Origin of the sequence: Pseudomonas taiwanensis DSM 21245 (genome assembly GCF_000425785.1) — a bacterium.
GTDB classification, from domain to species: Bacteria; Pseudomonadota; Gammaproteobacteria; order Pseudomonadales; family Pseudomonadaceae; genus Aquipseudomonas; species Aquipseudomonas taiwanensis.
In genome coordinates this window covers 14,884-33,813 of sequence record NZ_AUEC01000014.1, presented here as the reverse complement: position 1 = coordinate 33,813, position 18,930 = coordinate 14,884, and the positions used below count along the sequence as shown (strand labels likewise).

General features: G+C 64.3%; 20 protein-coding genes. 5 read left to right on the top strand and 15 right to left on the bottom strand.

The window, feature by feature from the left end:
- Window positions 1-247: 247 nt before the first annotated feature.
- The 5 genes from H620_RS0105795 (at window position 248) to alkB (ending at window position 6,607) form a co-directional block, all read left to right on the top strand.
- Entirely contained in the window at window positions 248-1,576 is a 1,329-nt protein-coding gene (locus H620_RS0105795; RefSeq protein WP_023380640.1) for a hypothetical protein, read from the top strand.
- Between the two features lie 32 nt (window positions 1,577-1,608).
- Window positions 1,609-3,843, top strand: coding sequence for an Ig-like domain-containing protein (locus H620_RS0105790; protein ID WP_023380641.1), 2,235 nt, complete (start codon window positions 1,609-1,611; stop codon window positions 3,841-3,843).
- Window positions 3,844-3,858: 15 nt separating this feature from the next.
- Window positions 3,859-4,332, top strand: coding sequence for a curlin-associated protein (locus tag H620_RS0105785; RefSeq protein ID WP_023380642.1), 474 nt, complete (start codon window positions 3,859-3,861; stop codon window positions 4,330-4,332).
- A 16-nt stretch (window positions 4,333-4,348) separates the two neighbouring features.
- Complete coding sequence (locus H620_RS0105780) at window positions 4,349-5,794, top strand: curlin-associated protein (protein ID WP_023380643.1); 1,446 nt, start codon at window positions 4,349-4,351, stop codon at window positions 5,792-5,794.
- Window positions 5,795-5,962: 168 nt separating this feature from the next.
- On the top strand, window positions 5,963-6,607 hold the full coding sequence (gene alkB / locus H620_RS0105775) for a DNA oxidative demethylase AlkB (RefSeq protein WP_027906924.1): 645 nt from the start codon (window positions 5,963-5,965) through the stop codon (window positions 6,605-6,607).
- A 161-nt stretch (window positions 6,608-6,768) separates the two neighbouring features.
- Here the strand turns inward: alkB and H620_RS0105770 are convergent, their stop codons facing one another.
- From H620_RS0105770 to H620_RS0105700, 15 genes are all read right to left on the bottom strand, one after another.
- On the bottom strand, window positions 6,769-7,620 hold the full coding sequence (locus tag H620_RS0105770; protein WP_023380645.1) for a CsgG/HfaB family protein: 852 nt from the start codon (window positions 7,618-7,620) through the stop codon (window positions 6,769-6,771).
- Window positions 7,621-7,655: 35 nt separating this feature from the next.
- On the bottom strand, window positions 7,656-8,069 hold the full coding sequence (locus H620_RS0105765) for a curli assembly protein CsgF (RefSeq protein WP_023380646.1): 414 nt from the start codon (window positions 8,067-8,069) through the stop codon (window positions 7,656-7,658).
- Window positions 8,066-8,458: a curli production assembly/transport protein CsgE gene (gene csgE / locus H620_RS0105760; protein WP_023380647.1), complete on the bottom strand. Its 393-nt coding sequence runs from the start codon at window positions 8,456-8,458 to the stop codon at window positions 8,066-8,068. The genes H620_RS0105765 and csgE overlap by 4 nt, the downstream gene beginning before the upstream one ends.
- A complete protein-coding gene (locus H620_RS0105755) occupies window positions 8,455-8,982 on the bottom strand; it encodes a type II secretion system protein (RefSeq protein WP_027906923.1) in 528 nt (175 codons plus the stop codon). Before H620_RS0105755 ends, csgE begins: the two co-directional genes overlap by 4 nt.
- A complete protein-coding gene (locus H620_RS0105750) occupies window positions 8,957-9,331 on the bottom strand; it encodes a type II secretion system protein (RefSeq protein ID WP_023380649.1) in 375 nt (124 codons plus the stop codon). The genes H620_RS0105755 and H620_RS0105750 overlap by 26 nt, the downstream gene beginning before the upstream one ends.
- Before the next feature lie 5 nt (window positions 9,332-9,336).
- Window positions 9,337-9,810 (bottom strand): type II secretion system protein, encoded by a 474-nt coding sequence (locus tag H620_RS0105745; RefSeq protein ID WP_023380650.1) that lies wholly within the window; start codon window positions 9,808-9,810, stop codon window positions 9,337-9,339.
- Entirely contained in the window at window positions 9,807-11,681 is a 1,875-nt protein-coding gene (locus H620_RS0105740) for a secretin N-terminal domain-containing protein (RefSeq protein ID WP_023380651.1), read from the bottom strand. The genes H620_RS0105745 and H620_RS0105740 overlap by 4 nt, the downstream gene beginning before the upstream one ends.
- Window positions 11,678-12,178: a hypothetical protein gene (locus H620_RS0105735; RefSeq protein ID WP_023380652.1), complete on the bottom strand. Its 501-nt coding sequence runs from the start codon at window positions 12,176-12,178 to the stop codon at window positions 11,678-11,680. Before H620_RS0105735 ends, H620_RS0105740 begins: the two co-directional genes overlap by 4 nt.
- On the bottom strand, window positions 12,178-12,729 hold the full coding sequence (gene pilO / locus H620_RS0105730) for a type 4a pilus biogenesis protein PilO (RefSeq protein WP_027906922.1): 552 nt from the start codon (window positions 12,727-12,729) through the stop codon (window positions 12,178-12,180). The genes H620_RS0105735 and pilO overlap by 1 nt, the downstream gene beginning before the upstream one ends.
- Window positions 12,716-13,258: a PilN domain-containing protein gene (locus H620_RS0105725; protein WP_023380654.1), complete on the bottom strand. Its 543-nt coding sequence runs from the start codon at window positions 13,256-13,258 to the stop codon at window positions 12,716-12,718. The genes pilO and H620_RS0105725 overlap by 14 nt, the downstream gene beginning before the upstream one ends.
- Window position 13,259: 1 nt before the next feature.
- Complete coding sequence (locus H620_RS0105720; RefSeq protein ID WP_023380655.1) at window positions 13,260-14,039, bottom strand: hypothetical protein; 780 nt, start codon at window positions 14,037-14,039, stop codon at window positions 13,260-13,262.
- Window positions 14,023-15,798 carry a GspE/PulE family protein gene (locus tag H620_RS0105715; protein WP_027906921.1) on the bottom strand — a complete coding sequence of 592 codons (1,776 nt, stop codon included), beginning with the start codon at window positions 15,796-15,798 and terminating at the stop codon, window positions 14,023-14,025. The genes H620_RS0105720 and H620_RS0105715 overlap by 17 nt, the downstream gene beginning before the upstream one ends.
- 60 nt (window positions 15,799-15,858) lie before the next feature.
- Window positions 15,859-16,395: a response regulator gene (locus H620_RS0105710; protein WP_027906920.1), complete on the bottom strand. Its 537-nt coding sequence runs from the start codon at window positions 16,393-16,395 to the stop codon at window positions 15,859-15,861.
- A 237-nt stretch (window positions 16,396-16,632) separates the two neighbouring features.
- The gene (locus tag H620_RS0105705; protein ID WP_023380658.1) at window positions 16,633-17,274 is read right to left on the bottom strand and encodes a SurA N-terminal domain-containing protein; all 642 of its coding nucleotides are present in this window, start codon (window positions 17,272-17,274) and stop codon (window positions 16,633-16,635) included.
- A gap of 12 nt (window positions 17,275-17,286) precedes the next feature.
- The gene (locus H620_RS0105700; protein WP_425311458.1) at window positions 17,287-18,924 is read right to left on the bottom strand and encodes a cytochrome c/ABC transporter substrate-binding protein; all 1,638 of its coding nucleotides are present in this window, start codon (window positions 18,922-18,924) and stop codon (window positions 17,287-17,289) included.
- Window positions 18,925-18,930 lie beyond the last annotated feature (6 nt).

Below are 18,930 nucleotides of genomic sequence, written 5' to 3'. Positions count from 1 at the left end.
GCGATGCGCCGCGCGGGCGGCGCTCGATCCATACCCCACCCCATAGCCATCCACCTCCCGACCCCACCCCTAACCCCAACCTTGGGGAACCCACCCCACCACGCCATCACCCCCGACCCTGCCGCGATTCAGCAGAACCCAGGCCTCACGGGCCCTCCAGCCCGATTTAGGAGACTTGGCACGGCTGTTGCCGACTCCTGCACAGACGCCCCAAGTCCATGGGCTCGTTCGCAGGAGGAATTGACTCATGCTCCGACCGATACCCCACCCGCTGGCTGTGGCGATCTTCGCCGGCATGCTCCAGCTTCCCGCACAGGCTGCGCTCAACGCTGTCGATACCGGCACCTACACCGAAAACAACGGCAAATTCCCCGCCTGGTACCAGGACAGCCATGGTCGCACCCTCGACCTGTGCCTGACCAAGGCAGTGAGTTCGCGGGTTGCCGGTGCACCCGGCGCGCCTTCGTACATGTGCACGCTGTTGCCGACACCCGGTGTGTTCGACGACACACAACCCATCGCCTTCCCGACCAACTTCCCGGATGAAGCCTTCTGGTTCACCGCCGACGCGGCTATCGTCGATGCTGCCCGTGGCATCGACCTGAGCTATGGCACAGCGATCGAAGCGGCCTTCGGTGCTGGAGATCCGCTCGATGGCGACCAAGTCAGCTTCGCCCGGGTGCGTATCCGCGTCGACGTACCCGCGGCAGGTACCTATGTGATCACCCATCCCTATGGCGTCGAGGTGTTCGATGTACCTGCCGCCGGGCGCCGGGCAATCAACATGACCCGCGATATCGGTATCGGCAGCCCAGGCGACTTCACCGGTGCGCTCAAGGGCGATGTCGGCCCGTTCCTGCGCAGCGTCAACGGCCCCTACACCGAGGGCAGCGAGCGTTTCATCGGCGACCCCAATATCGAGGAACGAGTCACCGGCAGCCCGTTCAACACCAACTTCGTACGCATCGAAGGCCCCAACGGCATCGACTTACGCACCGAACTGTTCGCCGTGTCGGGCAAGCTCTCCGACGTCAGCCTGCCCACGCCCTTGATGCCCCAGCGCAGCACGTATTCGCGGCGTACCGAGAATGGCGACCTGCATGCCCAGCAGGACATGTTCGTGCTCGCTCCCCCGCCACCGGCCACCGTCACACTCACCAGCCAGGACCCTAACCTGCCGCTGACCGAGGCCAATGGCACCGGCACCTGGTACGCCCAGTCGGTGGTCAACCCGGCGCCTGGTACCAACCTGCTCATCCACGCCGACAACAGTGTGGCCATCCCCACCAGCACCGTAACCACCGCCACCCTGCCGCTGATCGACCTGGTGACCATCGCCCGCGCCGAGTACAGCCTGTCCAATGGTCTCTTGACCCTGGTCGCCAGCAGCAGCGACGAAACATCGCCACCCGTGCTCACCGCCCACACCGGCAACGGTGCATTGATCGGCAACCTCAGTGGCGATGGATCGCTGAAGTCGCTGACCACCAACCTCTCGCCCATTCCGCCAGCCAAGGTGCAGGTCACCAGCGCCCATGGCGGCAGCGACAGCGAAGACGTGGTGCTGGTGCCATGAACAGACAAAGGTTTCGCCTTCAAGGAGGCACCATGAACACTTGGTCTCGCCGGGCGCTGTGCGCCGCTGGTTTCACCCTGACCATCAGCAGCGCGGCCTGGGCCGCGCTGTCCGAAGTCGACCCCGGCCCCTATACCTTCGCCACCGGCGGTTACCCCATGTGGTACAAGGACGCGGACGGCCTGTCCCTGGAGTTGTGCCAGTCGCGGGCCACCAGTTCGCGGGTACCCAGCGCACCGGGCGCGCCTTCGTATATGTGCACCCTGCTCCCGGAACCGGGTGTCTACGATGACGCACTGCCGTTGGTGTTCCCCGATAACTGGCCGCCAGAGATGTTCTGGTTCCTGGCCGAGGCCACCATCCCGGCAGTCGGCAACAGCGGCTTCGAGCTTGAGGCTTACGTCGCCGGCGTCGAGGCGGCCTTCGCCGCCGAAAACCCGGTCGATGGCGATCAGCAGAGCTTCGCCCGCATCCGCATCCGCGTATCGGTTCCTACTGCAGGCACCTACAAGATCACCCACCCCTATGGCGTCGAGACGGTCAACGTGACCGCACCCGGACGCCGGGCGATCAACATCACCCGCGATATCGGCATCGGCGCGCCAGGCAACTTCACCGGTGCGCTGAACGGCGCAATCGGGCCGTTCCTGCGCGGGGCAGCCGGGCCGTACGTCGAGGTCAACCCGGACACCGGAGTCAGCGAAACCTTCGTCGGTGATCCGAACCGGACCGAGACTGTGCTCGGCAGCCCGTTCAATACCAACTTCATACTCATCGAAGGACCGAACGGCCTCAGCATCACGACCAATCAGTTCACCGTCTCCGGTAAAGTGCTGGACCAACGCGCACAGACCCCAGTGAGCCTGGAACGCGCCACCTACTCGCGCGACGGCTCCGGCACGCGCGTCGCAGTGTTCGCCAAAGCGCCAGGCGATGCCAACCTGTGCATGCGAAATGGCCTGGCACTGGTCGGTACGCCACCCTCGCCCTGCGAGTTCAACCTGTTGGCGGACAACAACGGACTGTTCTTCGCCCAGCAACTGAGTCAAGCAGCACCGCCTCCGGTAGTGGTGGTCACCGCCAGCAGCAGCACAGCGGCGACCCAACCCACGGCCCTGTCCAGCAAGCTGTCCGATATGGTCAACGTCAGTACTGCACGCTATGACTGGGCCAACAAACGCCTGGTGATCGAGGCGCGTTCCAGCGACGAAGTGGTGATTCCCGATCTGGTTGCCCAGGGCTACGGGCGCATGTCCAAGTCCGGAACCCTGCAGACGTTGACGGTCAACGACCTCAAGCAGCCACCAGCCACCGTCACGGTGAAATCCGCCCACGGCGGAAGTGATGTCGAGCCCGTGCTGGTGGTCGGCAATGCCCCGGTCGAAGCCGCCAACCAGCCGCCGCTGGCCCAGGCCGACACCGGCGCCACCAGCGTCGGCGTACCGATCACCCTCAACCTGCTGCTCAACGACAGTGACCCAGACGGCAACGTGCCGCTGACCCTCAGCGACCTCACCCAACCCGGTACGGGCCTGGGCGGCGTAGTCCTCAACGGCACGACCTCGGTGACCTACACCCCGCCAGCCGGGGCCACTCAGCCGGTGGTGGCCACCTTCACCTACCGGGCCATGGACGCCAAGGGCCTGAAGTCCGAGCCTGCCACTGTCACCATCAACGTTGCGCCCAACCAGGCCCCGACCGCCGTGGCCGACACCGTCAACACCCTGGGCGTCCCCATCACCATCAACGTATTGGCCAACGACACCGACCCTGAAGGCAACTTGCCGCTCACTGTCGCCAGTGTCAGCCAACCCGCTGCTGGCAGAGGCACAGTGACCACCGACGGCGCCACGGTCACCTATACCCCACCCGCCACCGTCACCACAGCCTTCCCGGCCACCTTCACCTATGTGGTACGTGACTCCATCGGCGCTACATCCACCCCTGGCACGGTCACGGTCAACGTGTCGCCACGGCCGGCTGCGGAGACTTTCACGGTCACCACCGCAACGGTCACGGCCCGCTCGAACAACCGTTACAACTGGGACTTCAGCGGTACCTCATCGGTGACCACCGGCAATGTCGTTACTGTCCGGGCGACCACCACCACCGGCGTGCAGACCCTAGGCACCGCCACAGTACCGGCCAACGGTCGCTGGCGTCTGTCGGTCAGCAACAGCACCACGGCGGTGCCGACGGCCAGCCCGACGGCGACGATAACCACCAGCCCCGGCACCACGCGCACCGTCAACGTGGTGGTGCAGTAAGGCAGGGAGAACGCCATGAAACGCCTGTACCTACTGCTGCTGTGCCTGGCCCTTGGCGGCCAGGCCAACGGCGCCGAGGACCTGATGGACAACGCTGACCTGGCGGCCGGCAACGACCTGGGTGACCCGGTGATCATCCGCCTGCTGCCGGCTGGCGCCGGCCAGGTAGCGGTGATCGAGCAGCAAGGCGCGGGCAACCGCGCCGCCCTCGACCAGAACGGCCAGGCCCTGCTGGGCCGCATCGTCCAGGGCGGGGGTGCGCAGGAGGCGTTCATCCTGCAGGAAGGCAGTGACCTGATGGCCAGCATTAGCCAACAGGGATATGGCAACAGCGCCTCGATCCGCCAGAGCGGCAGCAGCAACAGCGCGACCATCGAGCAGATCGGCAACAACAACAGCGCCAGCATCGAGCAGTCCGGCTCGGGACTCAGCAGCGCCGTGACCCAGGCCGGCAATGGCCAGCATGTTCAGATCACTCAATATCGATAGACCTGGAGGCACCACCATGTACAAGCTCGCCCCTTTAAGTGCCGCTATCGTCCTGGCCCTGGCCGGCCAGGCCATGGCCGACGACAGCAACTCGAACCAGTCCCAGAACGGTAACCAGAACATCGCCGAGGTGAGCCAAACCCTGGCTCCCTTCGCCTCGGCGACACAGAACCAGAGCGGCAAGGGTCACAATCACATGGCCCTGCAGGACGGCAGCACCAGTGACATTCAACAGAGCGCCACCGGCTCGTACAACGCCGGATACGGTGAGCAATACGGCGAGAACGGCAGCCAGATCCAGCAACAGGCAGGCGGCAACTACAACGATGCCTTCGCCAGCCAGTCCTACGGCGAAGGCAATCAGACGCTGCAGGTGCAACAAGGCAGCGAGAACCGCTCGACCATCTGGCAGGACATGCAGATGGGCAGCCAGGCCATCACCGGACAGACCGGCCAGCGCAACGAAGCGTTCGTCGAGCAAATGTTCGGTGGCACCAACAACAAGAGCGTGATAACCCAGGACGGTGCCGACAACTATGCGGCCGCCGAGCACCTGAACTACCTCGACGGCAACGTCCAGATCTATCAGGAAGGCAAGGAGAACTGGGCCTACGGCGACCAGCGCGACGGCACCGGTGGTGCCATTGGCATCAACCAGTATGGCACTGGCAACTCCGTGGAAGTCTGGCAAGACAACCAGATCGGCAGCCAGGCCAACGTCAGTCAGAGCGGCCAGCTCAACGAAGGCTATATCGACCAGAGTTTCGGCGAGGGCAACGTGGCCAACCTGTATCAGAACGGCAAGGGCAACGCCAGTTGGTCGGATCAGTTCGAGACCACCAACACCGTCGCCACCATTTCCCAGACAGGTAACAACAACCTGCACTTCACCTACCAGGAAGGCGACAGCCACAGCCTGAGCGTGACCACCAACGGTAACGGCAACAAGATCCAGGCGAGCAACTGGAAAGGCGACAAGCTCGGCGGCCAGTTCGGTGCCCGCCAACGCGCCGAGATCAACCAGAACGGCAATGGCAACACCGTCAATCTCACCCAGAACGACTCGGACAACCTGGCCCGCCTGAACCAGAAAGGCACCAACAACTCGATGACGACCGACCAGGCCGACACGTACAACGAGTTGTACTTCGAGCAAAACGGTACTGACAACGTATTGATCGCGTCCCAACGCGGCACCGACAACTATGCCTACGGCGAGACCAAGGGCAACACCAACACCATCACCCTCGACCAGTCGGGTACCGGCAACCAGAGCTACACCTATCAACTGTATGGGAGCGGCAACGAAGCCACCATCAAACAGACCGACACCTACAACGTGGCCTACGTGACCCAGGGTGGTCAGAACAACAAGGCCTTCGTCGACCAGAGTGGCGCTAACCAGAACGCCACCATCAGCCAGTTGGGCAGCGGCAACACGGCTACCGTGAACCAACACTGACCCCTTCCCCCTTTGAACCGCGGTGCTTCCTCTCCCTGGTGCCGCGGTTCCTTTTTTGCAAGCCACCCACACAGCGCCCCCCCAAATGTGGGAGCGCGTTTACCCGCGAATGGTCCAGCCGCACCAGCAGCGTTAGAATGACCACTCCCAACCGCCGATACCAGCGTAATGATCCAGTCCGATCTCGACCTGTTCGGTCCCCAGCCGCAACGCCTGGCCGTCCACACCGTGCTGCTGCCCGGCTTCGCCTTGGCCGAGATGGAGTCTCTGCTCGACGCCTTGCGCCCAGTGCTGCGTGCCGCACCCTTCAGGCACATGCAGACCCCAGGTGGCCAGCACATGGCGGTGGCCCTGACCAATTGCGGGGCGCTGGGTTGGGTCAGTGATGCGAAGGGGTACCGTTATACCCCGACCGATCCGCAAAGTGGCGAACCCTGGCCGGACCTGCCCCAGGTGTTACTAGGCCTCGCCCGGCGCGCAGCCGAGGTCGCGGGGTTCGAAGGTTTCGTACCGGATGCGTGCCTGGTCAACCACTATTTGCCCGGCACCCGGCTGAGCTTGCACCAGGACAAGAATGAACGGGATTTCAGCCAACCGATCGTGTCTATTTCACTGGGATTGCCCGCGGTGTTTCTGTTGGGCGGCTTGCTGCGCTCGGATCGGACCCAACGGGTACCACTGAGCCATGGCGATGTGATGGTCTGGGGTGGGGAGGACCGGCTGCGGTTTCACGGGGTGATGCCGGTCAAGCCCGGGGTTCATCCGCGAATGGGCGAGCGGCGGATCAACTTGACGTTGCGCAAGGCGGGTTGACGCCGCTGGTCGAACCCCGCTTTGGCAGACCTGTGGAAGGATTGGCACTGCTGGATGAAGCGGCACACACCCGGCTCGGTGCCAGGGTCAGCGTCATCCCTGTGGGTGCGGCCTTGGGCCGCTCCACAGCTGCAGTGCACGGCACTCGCCTGCATGCCGGCTCACTGCTGCTGATACTGGCTCAGGTACTTGTCCACCTCAGCCTTGCCATTGCCGGCCTCCCCCGCCACCTGCCACAAGCGCCGCTCGATCCCTTGCGCCAGCAGGTGCCCCACCGCCGCTTCGATCGCCGACAACACGCACAACTGCGCCGGTTCGTTGGTGGTGTACCCCACCTCTGCCTCGAGCAGCTTCTTGAATTCGATGAACTTGAACACTCCAGCATTGCGCCCGACCGAATAGATCGTCTTGCTGGTCATCACATTGGCCAACACTTGCCCGGTACGCACATCCACCGCCCGCAGGTTGACGGTCACCTGGTCGACCCGGTACTCGCGGGAGATGTCGATGCCCAGGTAGCGCGCGCCCTCGCCGCCGCTGCGCACGTTGGTGTCGTAGGCGATGATGCCGCCTTCGAGCATCAGGTTGGCAGCCTGCAGCGGTGGCAGCTCACCCTGGATGTTCTCGGGCACGTCCGCCTTTTTCTGCGAGGCGCGAATGATCTTGCGCTCGGTCAGCAAGTTCTGCAGGCCTTCACGCTCCAGCACCACGAACCAACCACTGGCATTCAGGGCATCCATCAGCATGCTGGCGGCTCCCTGGGTCACGCTGGTGGAGAACGAACTGGCCGGGGTTGGCTTGTACTGGCCCGTCTGGTCACGGAAGCCGTATACCACAGCCATCAGCCGTCCTTTGGGGCGCGGCATGTTGATCAGATCGTAGTAGGTCGAGGCCCTGGGCGTCAGGGTCGGGGTCTCGGAGTCCTGTTCGGCCGGCATCGGCTCGCGCAGGCTGCAACCTTGCAAGCCTTGCAGGGCGGCGAGAATCAGCAGTGTGCTCAGAAATCGTTTCATGATGCGCTCTCCCCAAAATCGAAAACCTGTCCCTCTCAGGGGTTCAGGCCGCTGACCTCGATGATCGACGTCTCTCCCGTGGCGCGGTCGGTGACCTTGATGCTCAGGGCACCCGAGTCGTCGATCACGTCGATCAGGAAGGAATCGGTGGACATGCTCCCGGTCTTGCCGTTGCTGATGTTGTCCAGCAGTTGCGACAACATCCGCGACTCCAACTGGTTGCTGAAGCGTTCCAGGGCCGAGGTACCGCCGAAGGCTTTGCTACGGTCCTTGAGGTCCGGGTCTTCGTAGTCGTTCTGGGCCTGGGCATTGTTCAACAGCCAGGTGCCGTTGAGCGGGTTGCCGCCGAACGCGGGGTTGACCGGGGTGTACACCAGCTCCGTGGCCTGGCTGGCCAAGGCACAGGCCGCCAGGCACATGGCGACGCAACGGGGAACATGGGTGTTCATAGCTCATCCCTCTCCAGATCAGTGGTGTCCTGCAGCAGGCGTTGCAACTTGCGTTGGATGATCTGCTGCTTGACCAGGTCGGCGGCCGCGACGGCCTCTTCTTTGAGTTGGGTGGTATTGGGTGGCAGAAAACGCCGGTACAGCACCTCCCGTTCGTACTCCACCGTGACCAGGCTGCCCCACCGGGCATCCGGGCGTTCGCGCACCACCAGGTTGAAATCCAGGCGGCTGGTAGCGCGCAGCCGGTCGGTGAAGTCGTTGTAGAAGTTGTGGCCGATGTGCGAGATGGTGTTATCGACGATGAACCCCATCATCTCGTCCTCACCACCGGCCTGAGCCAGCGGGCCTGCCAGCAGCAGACTCAGGTACACGGCTGCCAGGCGGGTCATGGCGCTTCTCCCCCACCGGCGTGGGTACGGCTGCCGCCAGCGCTTTCACCGAAGGACTGTTCGGCGACGAACTGCCAGTCGCTGTAATGTTCCAGCCCTTCGAAGGCTGACCATTGGCTGTCGAAGCCCGAGCGCTTGAAGGGGGTCGCATCCGAACGACTGAACACACCGGTGATGCGCCCATCGATCGAGCGCAGCAGGCCCCAGTCGGCGGTGCCGGTCACTGGGTCGGGGTACAGCTTGCGGATGTGCCGCTTGGCTTCGGGGAAGCGGTTGTCCTGCAGCAGGTCGGCCAATTCCTGTGGGTACTGGGCCAGGCCAGGAGACGCCCGGTAGTAGCTGCGCAGGGCCTGGGCGTATTGGCCACCGACCCACAGCAACTGCCGTTCGCGCTCACGCTGGGCGGCGCTGGACCACACCGTGCCGGTAGCGGCCAGGGCCATGCTGCTAACGGCAATCAGCAACAGTACGCCCAGGTAGGTGAAGCCTGCGCAGGCTTTACCATTCGGCATAGAGGCTGCCATCACGCGCCCTCCCTGTGGCACCACTCTTGATATCCGCCACGCCGCCCGCGACGCCCTCCGGAGGGGGCACTAGCTGCCAGGCATCGCTGCGTTCGGTGATCGGGTCGACCGGGGTGTTGCGCAGGTAGCGTTGCTCCACCAGTTGCTCCAGGGATTCTGGGTAGTGCCCTGTATCGCCGTAGTAGTGATCCAGCGCCTCGCGGAGCACCGCCAGGCTCTGGCGCAATGTTGCCTCGCGGGAGCTCTCCAGGCTGTTGAAGTAACGCGGCATGGCGATGGTCATCAACGTGGCGATGATCGCCATCACCACCAGCAGTTCGATCAGGGTGAAGCCGCGGCTGCGTTTCATGGCGTTCACCATTGCCCGTAGGGGATGTCGTTGAGGCCTTTGCCACGGGCCTTGGAGTACACATCGAACACGTCCTCGCCTGGGCGGGGGTTGTCCGGGTCGCTGTCGTAGGCTCGCAGGCCCCAGCCACCTTGGTCCTGATCCTTTGCCGCGAGCATCGGGTCGTGGGGGATGCGACGCAGGAAGTAGAACTTGGCCCCTTTGGCGCTGCGCACATCGCGCACGCCGTCCACCAGCACCTGCAGGCTCGGCGGATAGCCGCTGGCATTCAATCGCTTCTCGATATAGCCGGCATCGAAGGCGCGCTTGTAGGCGTCGATGCCGTCGCGGATCTGGTACAGCGCTTCGCGCAGTTGCTGCTCCTTGCCACGGCGCACCACGGTTTCGGTCAAGGGCGCCGCCATGCTGGCGAGCAGCCCGAGCAGTGCCAGGGTCAGCACCACTTCGATCAGGCTGAAACCTTGCTGATGGCGTTTCATGGCCGTGGGCTCGCCTTGGTTGGCATGCCTGCCATTTGGCTGTCGACCACTGGTGCATCGTCATCCTCGGCCGGGGTCTCGCTCGGCGCTTCGCTGGACGGCAGTGGTTGGCGCATCTGTCGAACCTGCATCGCCGACTCAGTGCCGGTGCCGAATTCCATGTCCGAGGGGCTCTGGTACGGCAGGTTGCGTACGATGCGCGGGGTGATCGCCAGCACCAGCTCGGACTTGCTCATGTCATCTTTGTTGCTGCCGAACAAGCGGCCCAGCCCCGGAATGTCGCCAAGGCCCGGGATCTTGTTACCGCTGGCGTTGTGGTCGTTGCGCACCAGACCGGCCAGCACCTGGGTTTCACCGTCGTGCAGGCGCAAGCTGGTCTGGGCGTTACGGGTATCGACCTGGACCGGAATGGTGCCCTGACGGGTGGCCTCCAACGGCGTGGCGTTGCTGACCTCGAGCGCCACCTTGATCGCCACTTCGTTGTTCAGGTGCACTGTCGGCTGGACTTCGAGCTTCAGGCCCACATCCAGGTAGGTAACGCTTTCGGTGATGACCGGGCCTTGGGTGGACGGCACCGAGGTGGCGCTGATGATCGGTACCCGCTGGCCGATGTGGATACGCGCCTGTTCGCGGTTGCTCACGCGGATCACCGGGCTGGCCAAGGTGTTGATGTCCTTGTCCTGGGCATTGATCTTGGCCTGGGGCGCCGGCGAGATACTGATGCGGCTGGAGTCGATGCCTCGCAACTGGTCCAGCACGCTGACCGACTTGCCGTCATCGGTCAGCACTCCGAACGTGTTCGGCCATTGCAGGCCGAGGTCGAGGATGCGTGACCGGGCCACTTCCATCACCTCCACTTCCAGCACCACCTCTGGGTTGGACTGGTCCTGGGACTGCAGCAGCTTCTCGGCCATGCGGATGGCGTCCGGGGTGTCACGCATGGTCAGGGTGTTCAGGCGCTCGTCGACGAACACGTCGCGGGTCTTGAGCATGGTCTTGACCATGTTCAACGCGGTGTTGGCGTCGATGCTGGTCAGGTAGAAGGTGCGCATGACCAGTTCCTGATAGTCCTTGGTCTTTTGTGGCGAGTCGGGATAGACCAGCAGCGTGTTGTCGTTGACGATCTTCTGGCGCAGCTGGTTCTGCTCCAGCAGCAGGGCCACGGCATCCTCGATGCGCACCTCACGAACGAAAATGGTGGCTTTGATGTCCGGGCGCAGGTCTTTGTCGAAGATGAAGTTGATGCCCGCTACCTGCGACAGCACCTCGAAGATGGTCTTGAGGTTGGCATCGCGAAACTCAAGGGTCACCGGGCGTTCGAGCTTGCTGCGCAGCTGCGGGAACGGCTGGGCGGTGCGGGCCTGGACGTTCTCGATGTCGCTACGCAGCATGATGCCCTTCTGGTTCTGTGGGTCGAGGCGCAGCACTTCACGCATGTAGCGCTCGGCGCCGAACAGATCGCCCTGGCGCAACGCGGCCTGGCCCAGGGCCACGCGGTCATCGAGGGTACGCATCAACTCCAGTTGGCGGATGCCTTCCTGGGCGCGGCGGTTGTTCGGCTCGATGGTGAGCACCCGGCCATACCCCAACCGGGCGCCAGCGAAATCGTGGCGGATGCGGTCGGAATCGGCCTGGCCCAGCAGCGCCTCGACCGCGGCCTGGCGCCCATGGGCCAGGGCGATGTTCAGCTCGGTGTCGCGCGGGTCTTCGCGCAGCGCCTCTTCCAGGCGGGCGATACCCGCCTCGTACTGGCCTTCCTTCATCAGCTCGGCGCTGTCCTTGCGTACCGCACTGGAGCCACACCCTGCGATGGCCACGCACAGGGCCAACAGCAAGAACGGAGCAGGCTTGCACGACTTCGATGGCTTCATGGTGCGCTCCCGACAGACAAGGTCTGCGACTGATGCAAGGGCAGGTAGACCAGGTCCAGCTCGTTGGCCGAGACCCGATCGAGGCGGTAGGTATCGTCAATCACGTCGCCCTGGCGCACGACGTAGAGTTTTTCGCCGCGCTGCAGGAAGATCTGCAGGTCGTCGCGGTCGCCAAGGCGTCCAACGAACTGGAACGGCAGCTCGGGTGCGGTCGGGGCAACGGCCACGACAGGCGCTGCCTGGACAGGCTGTTCGGTGACAATGGCCAGGGCCTGGGGTCGGGTCCATTGCTGGCTGGGGAACAGATCTTTGGAAGCGTGTTCTGGTGTGATCGCCACCCTTTCGGTTGCGACCTGTTTCGTGCCCGTCGTTGGCGCCGGCTTGCCAGCGATGGAGTCTGACGCCTGGTCTTCGCCGAACCAGTGCCCAGGCGCCCAGGCCAGGGCCGCCGACACCCCGAGAAAGCCGATCCACATCACTGCGCGCTGAGTGTTCATCACGACCTCGACAGATAAAGGGTCATGCGCAGGCGGCCATTGAGCTCGCGGTCGCCAATGCGTTTGCGTTGCAATTCAAGGTCTTCCAGCACCAGGGTCGGCAGTTGGTTGAGCAAGCCTTTGAGGAAGCCGCGGATCTGCAGGTAGCTGCCACGTACCGGCAGCACGATCTGGTAGCGTGCCAACTGGGTCTTGGGGTCGATGCCCAGCGCATATTCGCCTCGCGCCAAGCTGATGTGCTCTGCGCTAGCCAGGTGGTACATGCGCTCGATCAATGCGCTGGCCTGGGGCTGCCCTGGCAATTGCTGGCGCAGGCTGTCGAGCGCCTGTTGCTCAGGCTTCACGGCGATTTTCAGTTCGCCACGCTTGACCCGTTCCACCTGCGCACTGGCATCGGCCTCGTCGGCGCGCAGCTCGCGCACGGTTTGCCATTGCGGCAACAGAGCGCCAATCGCCATCGCCAGGGCCAGTGTGCCAAGGGTCATCGCAGCAAGTCCCACAGGACCGAATCGGCGCAGCTGTTCGTGAAGTATCAGACTAGGGACGCGCATGGCCGGTCTCCCAGGTGGCGGTCAGGGTGAAACGCACGGGGTGCTCCGGCTGGCCGGATACCACTTCGTGGTTGAGCAGCGACACGTCGCTGAGCTCGGCGCTGGCTTCCAGGCGCTGGTGGTACTGCAGCATCGCCTCCAGGTTGCGTGCCTCGGCGGCGATGCGCACCTGGCCTTTGCGGGCGTCGGGGGTCAGGGTCAGCAGCGCCACGTCTTCCTGCGGCTGCGCTTCGAGCATGCTGAATAGCTGCTGCCAGGGGCGCTGCAGTTGCTGTGAGACGCTGCGCATCTGCGCCAGGCGTTCAGCCTGCTCGCGGCTGGCGGCGCTGTTCTGCGGGGCGGCGGTGGCCGGACGGCGGCCCAACTGCAGCTCCAGGTTGTGCACCTGGGCCTCCAGGGCGATCTGCTCGGCCTGAAGCTGTTGCAAAACCAGCAGCAGTGCGCTCAGCAGCACACCGCCCACGGCCAGTAGCGACCACGCCAAGGGCCCGCTGCGCCGGGGCTGGAACTCCAGGTCGAGGCGGCGCATGTCAGGCCACCGCCCGCCACATGGCGCACAGCGGGTCGGCCTCGCTGGCCGGCTGGCACAGCTGGACCGCCTCCAGTTGCGGCACGTCGCCCCGCCCCGGCGCGTGCAGGTAGACCCGTGGCGGATGCTCGCCGTACAGCTCGCAAGTGCGCTCGATCAGCGCTTGCAAGGCCTGGTCAGTGTCGGCGCAGCCTTGCGCGAGCACCTGCTGCCAGGCGCCACCTGCGGCCAACAGCAGCACGCTGCGGCGCGGTTCGGCCAGCACGAACAGAAAGTCCCCCTGTTCCAGCCGCGCCGAGCAGCGGTTGTAGGCGGCCATCAAGTAAGGTTGTACCGAGCGCAGGTTCAGGCGGCTTTCCCGACCGAGGGCCTGCAGTCCTTGCAGCAAGGCCTCCGGCAGCGCGGTGGCGATACGGGCGCTGCCGGCTGGCTCTGGCGACAGCACAATGCGCCAATCCTCTAGCGACTGCCCGTAGAGGTTCTCGAAGCACGCCCGGGCGTAGGCATCGAGCTCACGCGGATGGTGGATGGCATCGCTCCAGGGCACCAAGCAGAAGCGGCTGTAGCGGGCCGACAGCAGTACCCGTAACGGTGCTCCACGCACCGCATGCTCGGCCACCAGCCCGGCCAGCGCCTCCAGGGCAGGCACCCAGTTCGGTTGGGCGGCGTCGCAGCTAAACTCGCGGCTGCCGAGCCATTGGTGGTGGTTGGCGTGCCAGCGACCCAGGCCGACACCTTCGGCGCCAAGCACGGCGCAGAAACGATCAGATGAATGTGACACGGTTGATCTCCTCAAGGGTGGTACGGCCCTCGCGGACCAGGTCCAGGGCCGACGCCCGCAGCAGGCGCAGGCCGCGCTGGCAGGCCAGCGACTTGATCTGCGACACGGGGCGGCGTTCGACGATCATCTGCCGCAGGTCGTCGTCCAGGTGCAGTAACTCGGCGATGGCGCTACGCCCGCGATAGCCACTTCCACGGCACTGGCCGCAGCCCTGGGCGCGCACGAACGACCAACCGACGACCGCTTCCCTGGTCAACCCCGAGGCGGCCAGTGTTTCGTCATCTGGTTGATGGGCCGTGGCGCAGTGGGGACAGGCCAGGCGGATCAGGCGCTGCGCGAGCACGGCATTGAGTGCCGAAACGAAGCTGTACGGGTCGACCTGCATCTGGCTGAAGCGGCCGATCACATCGAAGACGTTGTTGGCGTGGATGGTGGTGAACACCAGGTGCCCGGTAAGCGCCGATTGCACGGCGATCTGTGCGGTATCCGGGTCGCGAATCTCTCCGACGAGGATCTTGTCCGGGTCATGACGCAGGATCGAACGCAGCCCGCGGGCGAAGGTCAGGCCCTTTTTCTCGTTGACCGGTATTTGCAGCACACCCGGCAGCTGGTACTCGACCGGGTCCTCGATGGTGATGATCTTGTCCACCCCGTGGTTGATCTCGCTGATCATTGCGTACAGGGTGGTGGTCTTGCCGCTGCCGGTGGGGCCGGTGACCAGAATCATGCCGTAGGGTTCGGCGGCCAGCCGGCGCAGGGCGCGCAGGGTTTCGTCGGCAAAACCCAGGGCCTGCAACTGCACGCCGCTGACGTGGTCGGACAAGTCTTGCTTGTCGAGTACCCGCAGCACCGCGTCTTCGCCAAAGATGCTGGGCATGATCGAGACCCGGAAGTCGATCTGCCGCTCGCCCACGGCGACCTTGAAGCGGCCGTCCTGGGGGACGCGCTTCTCGCCGATATCCAGCTCGGCCATGACCTTGATCCGTGAGATAACCTGGTCGGCGAACGCACTGCCGCTGGCTTTGCCGGCGCCGTTTAGCACGCCGTCGATGCGGTACTTGATCGTCAGGCCCTGACCGGTCATGCCCAGGTGGATGTCACTGGCATGCTGCTTGAGGGCATCGTACAGCGTCGAGTTGACCAGCTTGACCACGCGACTCTGGTCTTCGCTGATGCTGGCCAGCGACAGGCGTTGCAGCGGGTCGCTCTCGTTGCTGGCCTCGTTTTCGTGGCCCAGGGCATCGACCGCGTGGAAGCTTTCTTCATGGCGGGCCAGGAAAGTGGCCAGGTCGGCAGCGTGGGTCAGGTACAGTGGCGCACCTTGCAGAATGTCGTCGATCCAGGCCAGCCGGGCCGGTTCGAAGGGGTCGGCGAACACACCCAGGCGCTCCCCGCCCTGCTCAATCAGTACGAACTCGCGTTTCAGGCACTGGGCCAGGCTGACCGTGTCGAAGCAGGCGGTGCTGGCCAGCAGCGCCTGGCTGCCCAGCACTGGGTAATGCAGGGTGGCGCCAAGGCGACGGGTGAAGGTATCGGGGGCATCGTTGGCCAGGCGTTCGAGGCAGGTAAGCAGGCGTTCACCGCAAGCTTGCTGGCGGGCCTGGGCCAGGAGCTCACGGGGGTATGCAACCCATGCTGAGGTGTCCGCCGATTCGGCGCCGTCTCGGCGTGCAAAGCCGTCCTGTGGGAGGGGGTTTACCCGCGAAAGGGCCGGTGCAGGCTCAGAGGCTTCCTTGGCTGTATCGACGACATCGGTCATGGCCTGCGACTCCGCTCAGGGGCGCGTCGCTGGCTGCTTCAGTCAGGGCCGCGGGCGCCGCTATTCCCCGGTGAGCAGTTGATCGTCGTCAGGTTCTGGAGGCTTGGCGCCATGACGGCGGCGATCGGCCAGTACCCAGCTGCCATCGTACAACTGCAAGGGGAACGATTCGTTCCTGTTCTGGCGTCGTTCGACGAACCCTTCGGCTGGGTGGTCCGTAGCCCTGCGCTGGCGTTGCATGCCCATCAGGTCGAAGATCACGCGGGCCAGTTCCGCCAATGGGAACGGCTTGAACAGGACATGGGTCACTCCCAGTTCGGCGGCTCGCTCACGGACCTCAACGGTCGGGTGGGCGGTGATCAGCACGAAGTGGCATTGCCTGTTCTTCTCACGCGCGCTCTGCAGAACCTGAAAACCCTCCATATCGGGCAAGCGGTAATCCAGCACGATCACATCCGGCGCCAGGCTCTCAGCCAGGCCAATACCGCTGGCACCGTCGTGGGCAACATGGACTTCCAGGCCTTGCGCCTGCAAATACGACTGCAGGTTCTGCGCAAGGGTCTGTTCGTCATCGACTACCAATACTCTGTTCACCAAGGTCGACTCCCAAGAACTACCCGGTTACCCAGTCTGCGAAGTGCGGCCTCGATAAGGCTTGAGCAGGCTTCGTGCCAGGCGTGAAGGGTCATGTTGCACCACTGTAAGTCATTGATTTGGCAGGCGTGTTCCGAACGCTTCACGCCAAGGATGTGCTCGGTTCCCCACTTCCGGGGGAGGTGATAGCACATTGCCAAGCCGGGTTTCCCCAGCATTGGGGAAACGCTACTGCCGGGCTCAGTCGGCGACCTCCACTGTAGCGGAATCTCGCAAACGTTGGCGCACGGCTTGCCGCGCCTGAGCTTGCAATTGCTCGATGAGCGCGGCCCTGGCCAGTTCCAGCCCTTGTTCCGGTATGACAGAAGGGTTATCACTTTGGTTCTGCGTTCCTTGCAGTCTTTGTCGATTGGCTCGGTAGAACGCCTCTACTTCGGGCTTGCCAGGCTCATCGACGACGCTTAGCTGGGCATAGACCTGCTGCGCGGCCAGTTCGTGACGCACGTAATCAGCGTAATTTGCCCTATCGAACCCCGCCTCTGCCAGCTTTCGTTCGAACACCGCCGGGCTGCCGAACGCCGCTTCCAGCTGGCTGACCTGAGCCGATACCTCCTCGTCGCTGATGACGATGCCGCGTCGTTGGGCTTCCTGCCAGAGCAGTTCCTTGTCGATCAATTCATCCAGCGCCTGGTCGCGAAGGCGCTTGTACAGGCCCGGATTGCGGATACTGGTCACAGCCCTGCCCTGGGCATCGAGGTATTCGCTGAAGTAGCGCTCCAAGCGCATTACACCGATTTCCACACCATTGACCCGCGCCGCTGGTTGCTCTGCCCAACCGGTGCTGGAAAGCAACCATAACAGCGCCAGCATCAGCATACGCATGGCCACCTCCACTCAAGGCATTTCCGGCAACGGCCGGTACGGGGCAACGGCGGTGAAGCGCGGCCCAGGCAATGACACGGCCACCACATGAGCGCCCGCCATGCCTTGGCGACGACCGGGGCCGAAGTTGAGGGCCGGAGTGAGGCCCGTGTTGACGTCATGCAAACCTTCCAGCGCCACCACCAGTCGTTCGCGACTAGCGTCGCGACCGATTTGCTTCAAGGCGTCGGTCAACAGGCGCAAGGCGCACAAGGTGTTGACCTGCAGCGAAGCCTGGCGCGGGTCCAGTCCCTGGCGGCGTTGTACGCCGGCCAAGGTCGCCAGGCCGTTCTCGGTCCAGTCATCGGGCACGAACGGATAGGCCAGGAATACACGCTGCGACCATTGCGATGGCAACTGCGCCACAGCGCCCGCCACCTGACTGGAGGCCGCCAGCAAATAAGGATCGCGACCGGCTGCCTGCAGTGCACTGGCCAGTTCGGTGAAGGCCTGCGCACGACCGACGAACACAATGCCCTGCGCCTCCAGCGCCTGGCCGGCGAACAACTGCGCAGGCCTGGTAGCCCAGCCCTGCTTGTGCAAGCGTTCACGTACCTGCTCGGCCAACGATGCCTGTTCGGCGTCGGCGTAGACCACCTGCAAGCCATCGGCAGGCACACCCAGGGCCGTCCGTGCATGCTCGGCCAGGCTCAATAACTGCGCGGGCAACCCTGGTAGAGGGTCGAATATCTGCGCGCTGCCGCCGCTGCGTGGTGTGCTGCCCACCAACGGCACACCACGCTGCTCGAGCGCAGCCACCAGCTGTTCATCGAGCATCGGTGCCAAGGGTGAAATCAACGCGAACACCTGCTGCTCGTCCAGCAGGCGTTCGAGTGCCTGGCTGGCGCTGGAGGGATCATTGCCTGGGTCCCGCACCACCAGCTCTAGACGCCGGCCGTGGATGCCACCCTGCTGGTTGAGCTGTGCCAGGCCATCCTCAATGACGGCGCGCACCACATGGCCAGCGTCGGCCAACGGCCCGCTGCCGGGCAACAGCGTGCCCAAACGCAGCACGTCCTCCTCGACACCAGGGTCGCGATCGTCGCTCAGCCGCTTCAGGTAGGCGGTCAGGTTGCGCTGGTCGGCCAAGGTCAGTTCGAAGCGTGGCATTGCCGCGTCCAGGCGGTTGCCAGCAGGGTCGATACCCTGCTGGATCGCGCGCACCAGGGTGCTGTCGGTGTAGGCAGGGTAGCTACGGCCATTGGTTTGGCGCTCGCCTTGGCCAAGCCCCAGACGCGACCAGTCCAGGCTTGGTGGACGAACTCCGCCTTCGGCGCGGCCACGCCCATCGGCACCGTGGCAACTGGCGCAGGGCAGCACGTGGGCCGGCACGGTCAGGCCACTGGCACCGACCCGCGCCAACAGCTGGGCTTCGCTGCTGGAAATGCCTTCGCGGTAAAGGCGCTTGCCGGCCTGCTCGTGCTCGGTCAGATCCAGGGCCTGGGCGCAGAAACTCGATAGCAGGCTCAGGCACAGAACGCCTCCTCGCATCGCGCTGAGCGCGGATGTGGGAGTCAGTCGGAACGAGAGCGCGCACTGCGGCCCCTTCGCGGCACAACGCCGCTCCCATAGGGAATGCGCAGGCGTGGCGACCATGAACAGTCGGCGCATGGCCAA